Origin of the sequence: Nocardia brasiliensis (assembly GCF_042691675.1) — a bacterium.
In the GTDB taxonomy this organism is placed as follows: domain Bacteria; phylum Actinomycetota; class Actinomycetes; order Mycobacteriales; family Mycobacteriaceae; genus Nocardia; species Nocardia brasiliensis_D.
The window spans coordinates 4,895,025-4,912,136 of the sequence record NZ_CP170507.1 but is presented as its reverse complement, the minus strand read 5'-3'; the positions used below and the strand labels follow the sequence as shown (position 1 = coordinate 4,912,136).

Genomic DNA, 17,112 nt, shown 5'->3' with positions numbered 1-17,112 from the left:
CGGAGCCACCGCTATGCACGATGACCGTCGGTTGGTCGAGGGCCGCCTCGGGCGGGTTCTGACGGAGCGGATCGCTCCGGCGATCTACCCGGAGTCGGTGCCGTTGGCGGTGTCCATCTGGGTCGCGCCCGATGAGCCGGTGCCGGTGGCCGAGGGCTTGGTCGCGCCCCGGACGCCTACCCGGCCCGGCGCCCCGTGGGGTGCGCCGTGGGGGACCAGCTGGCTCACCGTCGAGGGAACGGTCCCTGCCGCGTGGGCCGGTAAGACTGTCGAGGCGATCATCGATCTCGGTTTCGACCGGAACATGACGGGTTTCCAGTGCGAGGGCTTGGTTTATCGGCCGGACGGATCGCCGGTCAAGGGTCTGCATCCGCGTAATCAGTGGGTGCGGGTGGGGTCGCCGGCGGTCGGCGGCGAGCACGTGGTGTTGCATGTCGAGGCGGCTTCGAACCCGATCATTCCCTTCTTCTCGCCGAATGCCCTGGGCGACAAGCTCACCGCCGGTACCGAGCCGCAATACCGGCTGGGCCGAATCGATCTCGCGATCTTCGACGAAGAGGTCTGGCAGCTGGCGCTGGATCTGGAGGTGCTCGGCGAACTGATGCACGAGATGCCGGAGGATCCCGCCCGCCGCTTCGATATCGTCCGGGCGATCGAGCGCGCGCTCGACGCCATCGATCTACAGGACGTGAACTCCACCGCGGCGGCAGCGCGCGCGTGCCTGGTGGATGTGCTGGCCAAACCGGCGGTACCGTCCGCGCACCGGATCTCCGCCGTCGGGCACGCGCACATCGACTCGGCGTGGCTGTGGCCACTGCGCGAGACGGTGCGCAAGGTCGCGCGCACCACCGCGAACATGACCGCCTTGCTCGCCGAGGAACCGGAGTTCGTCTTCGCGATGTCCCAAGCCGCGCAATACGACTTCATCAAGCGGCACCGCCCGGAGGTCTACGAACGGGTCAAGGAAGCGGTGTCGGCCGGACGGTTCGTGCCGACCGGCGGCATGTGGGTCGAGGCCGACACGAATATGCCGGGCTCGGAAGCGATGGCGCGGCAGTTCGTGCACGGCAAGCGGTTCTTTCTCGACGAGTTCGGTGTGGAGGACCAGAATGTTTGGCTGCCCGATACATTCGGGTTCGCGGCCGGGCTGCCCCAGATCATCAAGGCCGCCGGAGCCAAATCGCTGCTGACACAAAAGATCTCCTGGAGCCAGATCAATCAGTTTCCGCACCACACCTTCCTGTGGGAGGGCATCGATGGCACCCGCATCTTCACCCACTTTCCGCCGGTCGACACCTACAACTGCACCATGCACGGACGCGAGATCGCCCACGCCGCACGGAATTTCAAGGACAAGGGGCGCGCGTCGAGGTCGTTGGCGCCGACCGGCTGGGGCGACGGCGGTGGTGGGACGACGCGGGAGATGATCGCTAAGGCAGCCAGGATGAAGAATCTCGAGGGCTCACCGAAGGTGGTGTGGGACAAGCCTGCCGACTTCTTCGCCCAAGCCGAGGCCGAGTATCAGAACCCGCCGGTGTGGGTGGGGGAGCTGTATCTGGAGTTGCACCGCGCCACCCTGACCAGTCAGGCGAAGACCAAGCAGGGCAACCGCCGCAGTGAGCACCTGCTGCGGGAAGCCGAGCTGTGGGCCGCGACGGCGGCGGTGCGGAAGAACGTCGAGTACCCGTACGCGGCCCTGGACCGGATCTGGAAGACGGTGCTGCTGCACCAGTTTCACGACATCCTGCCGGGCTCGTCGATCGCGTGGGTGCACCGAGAGGCGGAGCAGACGTACGCGGTAGTGGCCAAGGAGCTGACGACGCTCATCGAGCGGGCGCAATGGTCACTCGGCGGTGAGCGGGTGGGACCGAATATGTTCAACTCGACGCCACACACTTGGTGGTCGGTTCCGGCCGGTGCGGCCGCTCCGGAGCAGCCGGGGCGCCCGAGCGCGGTGACCGAGCGCGCGGGTGGCGGGTTCGTTCTCGACAACGGGCTTTTGCGGGTGGAAGTGGATGCGCGCGGGCTCGTCGTGTCGGTGTTCGATCTCGAGCATCAGCGCGAGACACTGCCGCCGGGTTCGGTCGCGAACCTGCTGCAGCTGCATCCGGACTTCCCGAACTCGTGGGACGCCTGGGATGTGGATCTGTTCTACCGAAACCGGGTCACCGACCTGATCGAAGCAGACTACGTTGTGGCGGAACCGGATTCGAATAGCGTGCGGATCGGCCGCTCGTTCGGGTCCTCCAAGGTCGAGCAGACCTTGGCGCTGCGGGCGGGCGGCCTCGATATCGACACCAGCGTCGACTGGTACGAGACCGAGAAGTTCCTCAAACTGGCCTTCCCCCTCGACATTCACGCCGACCGCTACGCCTCCGAGACGCAATTCGGACACCTGTTCCGGCCCACCCACACCAACACCAGCTGGGAGTACGCGAAGTTCGAAGCCTGCAACCACCGGTTCGTCCACTTCGCCGAGCCCGGCTGGGGCGTGGCCCTGGTCAACGATGCCACCTACGGTCACGACGTCACCCGCTCGGTACGCGCCGACGGCGGAACGACGACAACGCTGCGGGTTTCACTGTTGCGAGCGCCGCGATTTCCCGATCCGGAGACCGACCACGGTGCCCACCACTTCCGGCACTCGCTGCTACCGGGTGCTTCGATCGGGGACGCGGTGCGTGCGGGCTACCGCGTAAACCTGCCGCAGCTGACGCCAGGTGTGGCCGAAGCCGTCGAGCCGCTGTTCACCATCGACAACGACGCCGTAGTGACCAGCGCGGTCAAACTCGCGGACGACGGCAGCGGCGACGTCGTGCTCCGCGTCTACGAGGCACACGGTGGCCGAGCCTCGGCATTGGTAACCGGCGGATTCGATTTCGCCGAATTCCAGGTCTGCGATCTACTGGAGCGGCCGATCCAGGAGAACACCGCAGCTACCCGGGAAGGCGCGGGAGTTCGCCTGCGCCTGCGGCCTTTCCAACTCGTCACCCTCCGGTTCGCCCGTTCCCCCGAAGTCCTCGGATGAACACCGCCAGGATTTGGCGCTCCGCTTCTTCGACCTGCTCAGTAGCGACGGGACGACGGTGCCGCACCCGGATCGAGCTGGTCGATCACGCGCTACTGGCGGCCGAACACGCGCTAGTCGTGGTCAGGAAGCAAGGGACGCATGAAGGTTCGCTCGTGGCGAAGGACGCAGCCGCTCTCCTCGCGGATGCGGTCCGCCGCGATGAACTCCGGGTCGGTGCCGAACAGGCTTCGGTACTGTTCGTAGGCTGCGAGGCTTGGGAAGCTGAAGAGGGCGAGGGCTTTGTCGCTCGCGCCTTCCGAGGGCAGAAAATAGCCGTGATGAGTACCGCCGTGCCGATCGACCAGGTCCATCCAGCGACGGGCGAAGCGTTCGAATGCGGCTGTTTCGGCGGGATCGATCACGTACTCCACGACACAGGTGATCATGGGTTCGAGTTTAGCGACGCAGCCGCGCCACCAGAGCCGCAGGTCGCAGCGTCCGGGGCAAGCACTATCCGGTCCGTGGCATTGTCGTCAATCCACGACTGCGGCAACCGCTTCCACTTCGACCAGCTGATCGTCATAGCCGAGGACAGTCACCCCGAGCAAGGTGCTCGGCACGTCGTGTTCGCCGAACGCCGCGCGGACCACTTCCCACGCGGACACCAGATCGGCTTGCCGCGTGGCCGCGACGTAGACCCGCGTGCTGACGACATCCTCGAGCGTTGCTCCCGCATCGGCGAGCGCGATCCGCAGACTGTCCATGACTTTCGCCGCTTGCCCTGCGTAATCCCCGACGGCCACAGTCGATCCGTCCGCATTCAGTGGACAGGCCCCCGCCAGAAAGATCAGCCGCGCCTCGGCGGGAGCGGTTGCTGCGTAAGCGTATTCGGCCACATCGGACAGCGTGTTCGAACGAATAAGCGTGACATTCTTCGGCATCGTCTCTCCCCGGAATGAGTAGTCTCGGCGCAGGCCATCGACGCTACCCAACCGACCCTCGTATCCGAGTTTCGGCCTCGCGGCTGTTTCGATACGGCGCGTTCGCCCTGTCGCACGGCGACGATCCCAGTCCGCCGACCGGGGGAGTGATCCCCCCATTTCTGGGGTATCGAAGCGACTAGCGGCCCCGAGCCGGACGAGTCGTCCGTACTATCAGGAGATCCGGCCCCGACGAGTGCAGTGCTCATCACATCGGCGGTGCGGAAGAACGTCAGGGGATCGAGGGGGCCCGATGCCAAAGGAGAGACCGAGTCTCCACGGGCTGCACGCGGTGACCGGCTGGCTGCTCGAACACTTGGTCGACCGGCCGAATGGACGGAGCCGAAACCTGCCGGTCGTGGTGGCGCTCGGGCCACGCGGCACCGGTAAGACCGCGCTGCTACGCGAGGTGGAATACCGGTGCGAGCGTATCCCGCACGCCTATTTGGATTTCGAGCGCTCCGAGCGGGAACCGCGAGAAGTGCTCGGTGAACTCGCGTTCGAGCTGAGCAAGCATTGGAAGCAGTTCGGCAGACTGGCTTTTCCGCAGCTGTGGTTGTGCCTGCTCATCGTGGGCAGCACCCTGCACACCCGGGCCGACAACCGCAGAGAGGCCATCCGACAGCTGCGCAAGATTATCTCGGACACTCAGCCGATCGAACAGAATCGCACCGGGATCGTCGAATTGGTGCAGTCGACGGGGACGGCCAGCAGCGGACTGCCGGTCTGGGCGGTCCCCGCCGCCGACGGACTGTTACGCGGACTCGGTTGGTTCGGTCGTCGCAGGCTGCTGCGCAACGTGCCGAGACTTCCCGGCGCGCAAGGCAGTAGCGTGGACGTTCTGATCGACCTCGCCAAGTGGGCGAACGACGACGACCGCGCCGACGTCCGCGATGATGTCGACGCCATCTTCTTCGAGGCTTTCCTGCATGACCTGCGGCGTGCGTACGCCGGATTCAACGGGTCGCGACGGACGCTGAACTGCATTGTGCTGCTCGACAATGTGCACACTCCCGCGGGGCGGAAATTTTTGCTGGCACTGCAGGAGGCCCGCCGCAGGGTCCCCGGTGAATCCGATCCCATGGTGGTGTTCGCGAGCAGCCGCACCTGGATTCCGTACTGGAGCGACAGCTGGCATCGCCCCGGTGCGCACCGGTTTCACGAGAACGACGACACCCGGCCACGCGAACACCGCACCGGCGACATCCCGTGGCCGAGCCCACGCAAGCCCGCCGACATCGATGCCGACTGGCCCGATACCGATAGTCCTGACTGCCCGTGGGCTCCGTGGTACTTGCTCGATTTGAGCCAGCTGACCACGGAAGCCATTGCCGATCTCGCCGATGACGTTGTCGGACAGGGCATGCACGCGGACCGGTGGATCACCGACTTCACCCGCGGGCTCACCGCGGGCCACCCGGGTGGCACCGTCGAAGTGCTCGCCGCGCTCGCTCGGGCCGACGACCGCGAGCGTGCGACCACCGCGCGCAGGATCTTCGATTCGCCACTGCCACAGCCGGACTCGGAGACGGTCGAGTCGACGGTACGCGAACGGGCGAGTGATCTGCTGCGGGACTTCGGGACGTCACCCGCACGCCGCGACCTGGTTACCGCGAGCGCCGCGCGCAATGTCGACATGCTCTATCGGCCCGAGGTGCTCGACTCGGCCGTGCCCAACGGCGAACAGTTGCTGGAGACGCTGCGTAACCAACTATGGATCAGGGAAGAGTACGGTCGAGGACCCGATCTGGCGATCAACCCCTGGCTGCGGCGAATCCTGCTGCGGGAGTTGGCCGACCGACCCGACACCGATCCGCGCGACTGGACCAGGACACACACCCTGTGCCGCGACATCTATCGGCGCGACGGTCAGCAGGCCGCCGCGCATTACCACGATCTGGCGCTGGGCGACCTCGGCGCGGTGGTCGGCTACCTCGCCCGTCCTTTCGCATCGAACGGCGCCGAATTCGACGTGCCCGCGGCGGCAGCCTGGCTGTCGGACCTGGATCTCATCACCTCGGCACCGAACCGCCTCGGCGGCACCGCGGCGCCGATCGACCAAGTCGCGGAACTGGTCCGGGACAACGGACTCGGCCCCGACAACACCCTGGCCTGGCTCGTCGCCTGCCTGTGGGTTTCGAATGACCCGGTCGCCGATCCGGAGCGGGCACTGAACCACACGATCGAGAACGAATTCCGGCAGCTGGCCCGCGGCCGCGGCCGTGGCGCGGGAGTGCTGCACGAACGGGCGGAGAAGTACCGGTGACCACCCAGATCGTGCCGCCGCCACCGTGGTGGCGGAAGTGGGCGTTGGCCGCGACGGCTGCCGTCACGGTCGCCGTCGTGGTGGTCGCCACGCTCGTCATCCTCGATAGGGTCAGGCGTTGCGGCGATGGCGTCGTCCGAACCGGGCCGTACAACGAGTGCACGGGGGTGACCGACGGTCGCGTGGTGTTCGCGCCGGAGCTGCGCGCCATCGAAGAGCGCATCCGCAAGGAGAACGACGATGTGGCGAGGTCGGGTGTTGCGCATGTCAGCATTGCCGTGCTGCTGCCGATGACCTTGCGCGGCACCGGGGACGAAATCGTGACAATGGAGTGGGTCCGCCATCAGTTGGAGGGCGCCCACCTGGGTCAGCTGGCGGCGAACCACGCAACCACCTGGGGTAGCAAACCACGGATCCGGTTGTTGCTCGCCAACGCGGGAAGCGGGTTGGCGCAATGGAAGTCGACGGTCGACGAACTCGCCGAGCGCCGCGATCGGGAGCGCATCGTCGCAGTGACCGGCTTCGGTATCAGCGTCGACAACGCTGTGAACGCCATGCGCAGGCTGGCCGAAATGCGGATGCCGATGGTCGGCTCGACGCTGACGGCCGACAACCTCTCCGCTATCCCGGGCTTGCTGCGGGTATCACCGACCAACAGGGCCCAGGCGCGGGCGGCCGCCGCCTACATCAAACCGGACGTGCACCGTGCGCTACTCGTTCGTGACGAGAATCCGCAGGACCACTATTCGCTGACCCTCGCCGAAGAGTTCAGCAAGTCTTTTCCCGATGCCACGCACGAATTCTCGGGTCCGACCGAAAAGTACAACTCCCAAGACATCAACGTCGACAACACTTTTCAATACATGTTGCCCAATATCTGCCACGCCGCACCCGAAGTGGTGTACTTCGCCGGCCGAGCCAGACACGCCATGACATTCATCAAGGCACTCGCCGAACGCGGGTGCCGCAAGGACCCGATCACCGTCCTCACCGGCGACGACATGTCCTCCTACACCGCGCCGGACGATGCCATCCAGACCGCGCTCGATTCCGGGGTCTCCGTTGTCTATACCGGCCTGGCTCATCCGCAGGCCTGGCGAGCCAAGCAAGACGCGTTCAACCTGCACTCCATCGCGCAATTCGATGCCTCCTGCCAAGGCAGAGTGTGCTACCGCGAACTGTCCAGCGACGGACTGGAAGACAATTTCGCCATCATCTCGCACGACGCCGTAGTCACCGCGGTCCAAGCGATCCGCCAGGCAGCCGGTGCCGCAGGCAACGTCGTACGAGCCGAAGACGTACTGCAGTCCATGAACCGATTGCACGGCGCAACGGCAGTCCGCGGCGCCAGCGGCACCCTCGACTTCGACGAGGTAGGCAACCCGGTCAACAAGCCGGTCCCCATGCTACGAGTCCTCCCCGGAAAGTCCCCTGAGTTCCTCACCCTGTCCTCGCCCGCAGGGTAACCGTTCCCGCATAGCCGATCGGTCGGCTCAGGCAGGTTGGGGTGGTGGGCGGAGGGCGATGGCGAATCCTATGGCGGCGGCGATCGAGGTGAGGGTGCGGGCGTGGTTCCACCAGATCCATTGGGTGTACAGGTGGTCCCATCGGGTGTGCGCGGCTGTGCTCGATGGGTCGAGGGCGTCGATGGACGCGCTGATGGGGACGTTGGCCGCGCCGGTGATCACGACCGCGGCGAGCAGGAATGCGATGGCTGCGGCGAGGGTCCATGGTGCGGACGCGCTGCTCCACGTCGTGATCGATCGGACTATGAGGACGACGCATAATGCGGCGGTAGCGAACATCATCAGCATGAGTGGTGGGGTGACCGCGGTGCGGTCGAAGGCTTGCATGGCGGTGATTCCTTGCGCGGCAGGCAATTCGCGCAGGCCCGGCATGACGACGAAGGAGAAGTCGAAGAATACTCCGCCGTTGATTGCGGTGGCGATCACGGCGGCCGACGTCAACCAACGGTCCGGGTTTCGCATTGTCATAGAAACAAGCACAGCAGGCGACGGCCCGTTTTCCCATGTCCGAAAGGCGCGGAAACATAAGACATCGTCCAAAGCGGTGACGCCGCGCTCAGTCGCCGGTTTCACCGTGGCACAGTGGAGCACGTGATTCTCACCGATCGGGTCGCGCGCGGGATCGCGGACGGCGAGGTCGTGCACGTCTTCCGCCGCTGGGCCACACCGCGGGTCCGCGCCGGGAGCACCATGCACACCACCGCCGGAATCGTCGAGATCGTCAGCGTGGATCCGATTGCTCCGTCCGACATTTCGGATCAGGACGCCCGAGCCGCTGGCGAACGCGACGCCGACGCCGTGCGTGCGGCATTTCGTGGCGCCGCGCACGACCCGGTGTTCCGTATCACGGTCCGCTACGTCGGGCCCGATGATCGTGTCGAACTGAGCAGCCGTGCGACGCTGTCTCAGTGCGACCTCGACGAGATCGCTGCCGCGCTGGCACGACTGGACACAGCCAGTCGCCGAGGTCCGTGGACGACCGCCGTCCTCGACGCCGTGGCAGCCAATCCCGGTCGGCGCGCAGCCGAATTGGCGGCTCTGCTCGGCAGGGACAAGGAATCGCTGAAACTCGACGTCCGCAAACTCAAGAACCTCGGCCTCACCCGCAGTTTGGACATCGGCTACGAGATATCACCGCGGGGCGCGGCGTACTTGCGTGCCATCGAATCCTAATTGCCGCACCGAACCCCCGTGCGGCAGTGTGTTTCTACCGGAAGGTCTTGAAAGACCTTCTTAAAGAAAGTAAGTAGGACACGGCAGAGGGTTCATGGTTCGGGAAATTGAATTACCGTGGTCCCGAATCGACCAGTCGAAGAGGCCGCCGCCGATGGGCGCGGCACGCTATTCGCCCGGCAATAGGCCAGCGCGGTCCGCTCAGCAGCGGACGGCTCGGTGATGCGCGTGTCCGCGGTGATCGGCCGAGTTCGGTAGTGAGGGTGCAGATGTCAGTCATGCGTACGTCCAAGCGGTGTGTGGTCACCACGGTGGTGACCGTCGGTGTTGCCGTCGGTTCGTCTGCCGTTACTGCCCCCGCCGTCGCGCACGCGGAGCCGACTCCCTGCGCGGCGACTTTGAACCTGTTCATACCCGGCACCTGGGAGACCGACGAGGACGCCGACCCGGCGCAACCCGTCGGCATGCTCGCACCGATCGCGGAAACCATCCAAAGCCAGCACGGTCCGAAATCCGAAATCTATTTCACTCCCTACATGGCCCGCGCATTCGACAACGGCTACACCTACGCCGACAGCAAGAACACCGCACTGACCAATGCGACGGCCGTCTTGCGTGATTACGGAACCCGTTGCCCCGCCGCGAAATTCACCATCAACGGCTACAGCCAGGGTGCCGACGCCGCCGGCGATATCGCTGCCGACATCGGCAACGATCGCGGCCCGGTACCCGCCGACCGGGTACTGTCCGTCGGCCTACTCGCCGACCCGGGCGCGGGCACCGAGGGCGAAGTCGTCGTCGGTCCGGGGAGGGCGGGCACGGGCATTGCCGATCCCCGACCGCAGGGCATGGGCAAACTTTCCGGTCGGGTCACCTCGATCTGCGACCCCCAGGACCTGTACTGCTCGATCCAGAAGAGTAATAACCCACTGCTCGGCGCGTTGGGCTCGATCCTGAGCAAGGCGCTCAGTGCTGGCCAACCACCCGCCGACACCAACTTTCCGCTCGCCGCGGCCCTGACCTCGGATTTCTCGAAGACCGACCTGCCAGGCCTGGCTGCCGCGATCGGCGATCTCACCGCAAGCCTGACGTCCCCCGTCGGCATCAATCTGGCACGGGTCCGTAGTAGCGCGAGCAAGGTGTCGAACACCCTCGACCCGCTGGTCGACCTGATCGACTCCGGTGCGGCCAACCCGGCCGCCATTGCCCGGCTGACCGCCGCCCCCACCGGCACAGCCGAATACAGCGCAGGCCAGGTCCTGACCATAGCCGGGGAATCCGACCTGTCGGGTGCGGCAGCCGCGGCGACCAGGATCGCCGATAACGCGACCGAGCTGCTGAACAACGGGGTCGGCAAACTGCGGCCGAGCTCCGTCAAAGCGCGTTCGCTGAGAATGGCGGCGGGCAACCTGCGCGACGAGGTCGCACCGCTGGCCGCCGCACCAGCCAGCACCCTGGGATCGGCAACGAGAATTTTGGCGTTGCTCAAACCCAGCGTGCTGGTCGACCAGGCACTAGACGTCGCCGCCGACGTCACCACCTTCGACTTCCCGAAGATCTTGGACAACCTCATCGCGCTGCCGCAGAAGGTTGTCGCGATGGACGCCGCGGGCGCCCACCAAGTCGCCGGTGAGCTGAACAACGAGCTCCAACCATTGGTGGAACTCGTCGGGAGCGTTGACCTGAAGTGGATCTCGCAGATTCTGTCGATGATCCCGGACGCGCAGGGCTTCACCGAGGTGGCTGCGCGGGCGACCTCGATCCTGTCCAACATCGATGTCCCACGACTGGCGAAGATCGTCGGCCGCATCCAGGACGTCGCATGGTCGGTGCTCGAAAAGCTGGTTCCACCGCCCGGGCAGGCACCCGACCTGGCCGGCGCGGGGGCCGCGCTGGCCGACCTGCTGCCGATCGGGGTGGACTTGGCCTCGGTCGCGGCCGACATGCTGTCCGGCAAGGCGCAGCAGACTCCGCCGGAGGTGCTGGGCAAGCGGTCCGACGCCCCGGCGCGCACCATCGCCCCGCCGGTGCACGACCTCGACGATCTCACCGGGCCGCTCGCTCGGATGGCATCCTTCCATGACCTCAATCTGGCCACTCTCATCCGCGACGGCCTCAGTGCCGCAAGCTTTGTCGCATCCGGCGTACACATGAACTACAGCTCGCTGATCGTCGACGGCTCCGGCCGCAATGCCATCCAGTGGCTCGGCGACTGGACGAACCAGCGGATCGGCGACTGGATGAACCAGCGGATCGGTCGGGTCAAGTAGAACCGGCGAGCTCGGTGCCGAGAGGCGCCGACTCAGGGTCGAGCGAGGGCGCGGTCCGCGAGCGCGGCAACGATCGGCTCCAGCGCCTCGGCGTAGGCGACGGTCAAATGATTGTCGTCGCGGTACATCAGGTTGTTGCCGGTGATGAGCGGGCAGCGGCTGGTGGTGCAGAACAGGGCGGTGAGGTCGGCGTACTGTCCGCCTGCCGCGATGGTCGCCGCCTGCTCGGCCGCGATGCCCGCGTCGTTGACGGCGGCTTGCCGTAACGGCGCGCAGGCCGTGGCGTCGTCCACATGGTCGGACAGGCAGGTCGGCACGGTGGTGTGCGGATCCGGAACCGGGCCGAGGACAAGGACATTCGCACCGGTAGCGCGCAACTGTGCAGTCAACCGGGACAGGCTCTCGATCCAGGCTGGGTCGTACGTGGTGAACCCGAAGTCGCCGCCGTATCGCCGGGACATGCTCAGCACGATCAGGCGCGGGTGCTCGGCTTGCAATCGGGCGAGGATCTGATGGCGCCACTGCACGCATTCGGTGTACTCGCGCCCCAGATAAGGACTCGTGATGGGCAGTTCCAGCAGCGGGCAGGTGACCTTGCTCATCGTCTCCAGACGCCAATGCCGTTGCTCGGCAACCTGTTCGAACGCGGGACTCCACATCGCGGCGTGCGAATCGCCGACCAGTGCCACCGTGCTGGCCGAAGCGGGGTCTCCTGAAGCGCATTCGGCCTGTCCGACATCGAGCCAGGAACGGACGCAACCGTTTTCGAAAACCGCCGCCTTATCGGCTGGTGCGTCGGCCAGCGACGGAGAGAGATTCGACGGGACGGAGCGCAGCTCGGCCGATGCCGCGACGGCGGCCTGCACCTGAGTGGTCAGCTGCTGCACCGTCGCGTCCATGGGATCGACGGATTCCGATGGCGAGGGAGACGGTGCCGCGGTGACGGTGAGGGCCGCGGCCGCCGCCCCACGGCCGATCGGGGCGGGCACGGCCAGCAGCAGCGCCAGCCCCACGCAGACCGCGACCGCCGTGACGCCCCCGCCGCAGGCGAGGCTGCGGCGGGCCGAACCTCGCAACGGTGCCGCGAAACGGATGGGATCCTCGACGAGCCATAGTGTGAGCATTGCCAGACCGCCGGACATCGCCACCGCTCCCACCGTGCCGACCGTGCCGAGGCGACGACCGACCAGCGACGGCGCGAGCAGCAACACCGGCCAGTGCCAGAGATACCAGGAGTAGGACAAGCGGCCGAGCGCCCGCAACGGAGCCCACGACAGCGCGCGACCGACACCCAATTCGGTTGCGGCACAACCGGCACCGACGATCAACGCGGTCCCCAGCACCGGCAGCAGCGCCGCTGTACCGGGATAGGGCGTCCGCCCATCCAGATGGATGCAGCTGAGGACGATCAATGCCAGCCCGATCCACCCGGCGACGGTGGCGAGCGGCGCGGGAAATCGGCGCCACACCGGGACCGAGAGTGCCACGATGCCCCCGACGGCCAACTCCCAGGCCCGCGCGGGCAGTGCGAAGAACGCCCATGACGGCAGCGTGCGCGTCCAGGCCAGCGAGACCGCGAACGACGCCGCCGCGACCACCGCGAGGACAAGCAGGTACGGCGCGGGCGAGGCCTCGGTCCCTGGCTTGCGCCGGCGGTGTGCGAACCAGGCGATGCCGATGATCAGCGCAGGCCACAGCAGGTAGAACTGCTCCTCGACGCCGAGCGACCAATATTGCTGGAACGGCGACGGTGGCGCGTCGGCGGCGAGGTAGTCGGTGCCGTGCAGAGCGAGCCGATAATTGCCCGCGTACAACGCGCTGGCAATCCCATCGCCGAGGACTTCGCGGGCCTGCAGTGGGGGCAGCAGCGTTGCCGCACCGACCGCGGTCGCGACCAGCACGACGCTTGCGGCGGGCAGCAGCCGACGGGCCCGATTGCCATAAAAGCGCGCGAGTGCGATGGTCCCGGTGGCCGCCATCTCCCGCCACAGCATTCCGGTGATGAGAAAGCCGGAGATGACGAAAAAGACGTCTACACCGACGAAACCGCCACTGACACCGGGTGTACCCGCGTGGAAAACAATGACGGCCAGCACCGCGACGGCACGCAATCCCTCGACGTCAGGCCGAAATTCCGCACGCGGGGAGGCGCGCCGCGCACGATGTGCCCCGGCTGCGCGGTTATGGGAGTCGGCCTGCCGCACTATAAACCCGGTTGAAGCCGTCCCTATCATGGGAAGCATTCTTACCGATTCTTACCGAATGTGTCGCAACGACATCGGACTTTAAGGTGTGCTGAAAAGACTATTAAGGCCCGCTTTCTACGCTCGTCCGGGCATTTATCGGCGAAATCCTGGTCTGATCAGATCGGGATGGCGAAGATATCGTGGTCGCGCTGACAACTGTTCAAATGCTCCCCGCAATACGCGAGTGCTCGGCGTCAGGGATCATCGGCGAGGCGGTCGCAGGAGCGCAGGGGCGAGACGAAGCCTGCCTATGGGCTCGAATCGCGAGCGCCGTCAGCGTGCGGCAGGATTGGCCTCGATATGACCGACAACGACGGCTCCGCCACGACCAGCCGGTGGCGACACGGCGCGCGGCTCGCGCTGTGCGCCGCGTTCCTGCTCGGGCTGTTCTATCTCGTCGCCGTCGCACGGGTCATCGACGTCGAAAGCGTGCGCGGCATGATCGCGGCGACGGGTCCGGCGGCACCGGTGGTCTACGCGGTGGTTTCGGCTCTGCTCGGCGCGATCCTCGTTCCTGGTCCGATTCTGGCCGCTGGCAGCGGTCTGCTGTTCGGACCGCTGGTCGGGACGTTCGTGACGCTGGGTGCGACGGTAGGCACAGCGACCATCTCCAGCTTCCTCGGGCGTCGAGCAGGCCGCGAGAGTGCACGCGGGTTGCTCGGTGCCGAGCGCGCCGATCGCCTCGACGCGCAGATCGAGCGGCGCGGCCTATGGGCCGTCGTCGGGCAGCGCTTCGTCCCGGGCGCCCCGGATGCGCTGGCGTCCTACCTGTTCGGTGCGTTCGGAGTGCCGTTGTGGCAGATGGCCGTCGGCGCCTTCATCGGATCGGCACCGCGGGCCTTCGTCTACACCGCCCTCGGCGCGTCGATCGGTGACCTGTCGGCGCCCCTGGCCTATGCCGCGATCGCAGTCTGGTGCATCACCGCCACCCTCGGAGCTTTCGCCGCGCATCGCGGATATCGCAGCTGGCGTCGCCACGGTCGACGTGGGGAGGCCGAAGTCCAACCGGCCGGTTGAGCACGAAGATCGAGGCGAAGGGCAGCGACCCGTGCTCGGGTTTGGCCGCCTCGGACGAGGTGAAATACGGTGTTGTCACGACGGCTTACGAACGCGAGGTAGGGAGGCATATGCCGAGTCGGCAACCAGCTATGTCGTTGACCGGCGCCGAGGCGCTGGACCAGCTGGAGACGCTCTACCAACGGTCGGTCACCGCGTTGCGCGCCGCGATACGGGACTTCGTCGTCGATGGCACCGTGCCGGACCGTGCGGCCCGGGACGCCGGTCTGTTCGTCTATCCCGAACTGCGCATCAGCTGGGACGGCGACGCGTCGCCGAAGAATCGCTCACGCGCCTGGGGACGCTTCACCCGGCCGGGCAGCTATGCCACCACCATCACCCGTCCGGATCTGCTGCGCCACTACTTGGCCGAACAGCTGGAAATGATCGAGGGCGACTACGAGGTGCGCATCGAGGTGGCGCCGTCTCGGCAGGAGATTCCGTTTCCCTACGTGATCGATCGGGCCGACCTCGCGCTCGACCGCTCGATGGCCGCGGTGATCGCGAAGCATTTTCCGACCACCGATCTGGCCAGCATCGGTGACGAAACCGCGGACGGCATCTTCAATGCCGTAGATACCTTCCCGCTCAGCCATTTCGACGCGCTGCGCACCGATTTCTCACTGGCGCGGCTGCAGCATTACACCGGAACACCGGTCGATCATTTCCAGCCGTTCGTGCTGTTCACCAACTACACGCGCTACGTCGACGAATTCGTGCGCTGGGCGCATGAGCAGATCGCCGATCCGGACAGTCCGTACGACGGTCTTTCGTGCGCGGGCGGCACTGTGATCACCGCCGAGACCACCGGCAGCGAGATGACTTCCGATCTCGCCTGGAAGAAGCACCAGATGCCCGCCTGGCACCTGAGTGCCGCCGACCGCCGCGGCATCACGCTGGTGAATATCGGTGTCGGACCGTCCAATGCGAAGACCATCTGCGATCACTTGGCGGTGCTGCGCCCGCACGCTTGGCTGATGATCGGCCACTGCGGTGGCCTGCGGGAGAGTCAGGCGATCGGTGACTACGTGCTCGCCCACGCGTATCTGCGCGACGACCATGTCCTGGATTCCGTGCTGCCGCCGGACATTCCGATTCCCAGCATCGCCGAAGTGCAGCGCGCGCTGTATGACGCCACCAAGATAGTCAGCCGCATGCCGGGCGAAGAGGTGAAGCAGCGATTGCGCACCGGCACCGTGGTCACCACCGACGATCGGAACTGGGAACTGCGCTACTCCGCGTCGGCACTGCGGTTCAACCTCAGCCGCGCGGTCGCCATCGATATGGAGAGTGCCACCATCGCGGCGCAGGGGTATCGCTTCCGCGTTCCCTACGGCACCTTGCTGTGTGTGTCGGACAAGCCGCTGCACGGCGAGATCAAACTGCCGGGGCAGGCGAACCGTTTCTATGAAGGTGCCATTTCCGAGCACTTGCAGATCGGCATCCGCGCTGTGGAGTTGTTGCGTGCCGAGGGGGATCGGCTGCATTCGCGCAAGCTGCGCACCTTCAACGAGCCGCCGTTCCGGTAGTCCTTCGCCGACCGGGCCCAGGTGCCCGGTGTCTGGATGTGGTTGCTGGTTGGCCGGTTTCGGTCGAGCCGGGTCGTGGTCGACCTGCTCGCCCGTCCAGGGCTGACCTGTGCGCTGAGCGACTGGACCCACGTCGTCGACGTGGTTCCTTCGCGCCCAGACGATCTCAGTGAGAGCCACTGCCCATCCGCCCGCCGAAGCTGGGGCGCGGCTCGCTCGTGATCGGACGTGATCCGGGTGTGATCCGCCCGTGATCGGGTGCATCTGTTAGTCGGACCTCAACTCGATTTTAGAACGCGACTGACAACTCGTGGGTTGCTCCGATTAGTCCTACCCTCGAACGCGGGATCAGCAATTCAGATGGAACCGGCGAGCCAGGCCATCGACCAACGGCGCTCGGCGGGTCCCGAAAGCAGCTGGAACGCGGCAGCACGACATGCGACCGACCACTTCGAAGGAAAGCATCTCATGGGTAAGCACAGCGCACCTCGTAAGAATCCGGTCCCGGCCCGATTGGTGATTTTCTCGACGGCGACGTTGATCGGATTGGGAATTTCAGCCAACAGCGGAGCGGGCCAGGCCTTGGCCGAATCGACGACTACCACCACCAGCATCGACAACGCGGCGGTGGCACCGGCGAAACGAGTGATGGGCGTGTCGGGGCAGACCGTCAGCCGGCAGACCGCCAAGCACGCCAAGGCCGATCGTCCCACTGCGCCGAAGAAGAAGCCCGGTGGCAAGGGCAAGCCCAAGCCGGAGGCGAACCCGGCAGACCTGCTGAACAGCGGCAGTGCCGCGCTCGGCGGACTGGCGAAGAGCCTCAACACCGGCAGCGCCGCCGTCGCACCGTTGGCGAAGGCACTCGGCACCGGCAGCTCGGCAGCCACCGGCAGCGCCGCTACCGGCAGCAAAGCGGTCGGTGGACTCGCGCCCCTGCTCGGCCTGCTCTCCGGTAGCGCTCTCTGATACCCGCGCGGGTCGAGTCCGCCGACAACAGCAACAAGAAGGCATTCAATGGGTAAGCACAGTGCACCGCGGAAAACGTCCCGTCTTTCG

Annotated in this window: 12 protein-coding genes; 8 read left to right on the top strand and 4 right to left on the bottom strand. The window is 66.2% G+C overall.

Features of this window, described 5'->3' with window-relative positions:
• Positions 1 to 13: 13 nt before the first annotated feature.
• Positions 14 to 3,028, top strand: a complete 3,015-nt coding sequence (locus ACFK0J_RS22455; RefSeq protein WP_378730314.1) for an alpha-mannosidase — start codon at positions 14 to 16, stop codon at positions 3,026 to 3,028.
• Positions 3,029 to 3,141: 113 nt separating this feature from the next.
• Here the strand turns inward: ACFK0J_RS22455 and ACFK0J_RS22450 are convergent, their stop codons facing one another.
• The gene (locus ACFK0J_RS22450) at positions 3,142 to 3,441 is read right to left on the bottom strand and encodes an NIPSNAP family protein (protein ID WP_378730311.1); all 300 of its coding nucleotides are present in this window, start codon (positions 3,439 to 3,441) and stop codon (positions 3,142 to 3,144) included.
• Between the two features lie 102 nt (positions 3,442 to 3,543).
• Positions 3,544 to 3,951 carry a RidA family protein gene (locus ACFK0J_RS22445; protein WP_378730308.1) on the bottom strand — a complete coding sequence of 136 codons (408 nt, stop codon included), beginning with the start codon at positions 3,949 to 3,951 and terminating at the stop codon, positions 3,544 to 3,546.
• A gap of 292 nt (positions 3,952 to 4,243) precedes the next feature.
• Between ACFK0J_RS22445 and ACFK0J_RS22440 the strand changes: the two genes are divergently transcribed.
• On the top strand, positions 4,244 to 6,256 hold the full coding sequence (locus tag ACFK0J_RS22440; RefSeq protein ID WP_378730305.1) for a hypothetical protein: 2,013 nt from the start codon (positions 4,244 to 4,246) through the stop codon (positions 6,254 to 6,256).
• Positions 6,253 to 7,722, top strand: a complete 1,470-nt coding sequence (locus ACFK0J_RS22435; RefSeq protein WP_378730302.1) for a hypothetical protein — start codon at positions 6,253 to 6,255, stop codon at positions 7,720 to 7,722. The genes ACFK0J_RS22440 and ACFK0J_RS22435 overlap by 4 nt, the downstream gene beginning before the upstream one ends.
• 27 nt (positions 7,723 to 7,749) lie before the next feature.
• Here ACFK0J_RS22435 and ACFK0J_RS22430 read toward each other — a convergent pair whose 3' ends face one another.
• Positions 7,750 to 8,250 (bottom strand): DUF1772 domain-containing protein, encoded by a 501-nt coding sequence (locus ACFK0J_RS22430; protein ID WP_378730299.1) that lies wholly within the window; start codon positions 8,248 to 8,250, stop codon positions 7,750 to 7,752.
• 114 nt (positions 8,251 to 8,364) lie between these two features.
• On the opposite strand from ACFK0J_RS22430, the gene ACFK0J_RS22425 reads away from it, so the two are divergent.
• Entirely contained in the window at positions 8,365 to 8,955 is a 591-nt protein-coding gene (locus ACFK0J_RS22425; protein WP_378730297.1) for a hypothetical protein, read from the top strand.
• 278 nt (positions 8,956 to 9,233) lie between these two features.
• Entirely contained in the window at positions 9,234 to 11,225 is a 1,992-nt protein-coding gene (locus tag ACFK0J_RS22420) for a cutinase family protein (protein WP_378730295.1), read from the top strand.
• 32 nt (positions 11,226 to 11,257) lie between these two features.
• On the opposite strand, the gene ACFK0J_RS22415 is transcribed toward ACFK0J_RS22420, so the two are convergent.
• A complete protein-coding gene (locus tag ACFK0J_RS22415) occupies positions 11,258 to 13,459 on the bottom strand; it encodes an acyltransferase family protein (protein WP_378730293.1) in 2,202 nt (733 codons plus the stop codon).
• 312 nt (positions 13,460 to 13,771) lie between these two features.
• Here ACFK0J_RS22415 and ACFK0J_RS22410 point away from each other — a divergent pair, with 312 nt between their 5' ends.
• The 3 genes from ACFK0J_RS22410 to ACFK0J_RS22400 all read left to right on the top strand — a co-directional run bounded on the left by ACFK0J_RS22410 (position 13,772) and on the right by ACFK0J_RS22400 (position 17,022).
• Complete coding sequence (locus ACFK0J_RS22410; protein ID WP_378730291.1) at positions 13,772 to 14,488, top strand: TVP38/TMEM64 family protein; 717 nt, start codon at positions 13,772 to 13,774, stop codon at positions 14,486 to 14,488.
• Positions 14,485 to 16,056: an AMP nucleosidase gene (locus tag ACFK0J_RS22405; RefSeq protein WP_378730289.1), complete on the top strand. Its 1,572-nt coding sequence runs from the start codon at positions 14,485 to 14,487 to the stop codon at positions 16,054 to 16,056. Before ACFK0J_RS22410 ends, ACFK0J_RS22405 begins: the two co-directional genes overlap by 4 nt.
• A gap of 468 nt (positions 16,057 to 16,524) precedes the next feature.
• Positions 16,525 to 17,022 carry a hypothetical protein gene (locus ACFK0J_RS22400; RefSeq protein ID WP_378730287.1) on the top strand — a complete coding sequence of 166 codons (498 nt, stop codon included), beginning with the start codon at positions 16,525 to 16,527 and terminating at the stop codon, positions 17,020 to 17,022.
• Positions 17,023 to 17,112 lie beyond the last annotated feature (90 nt).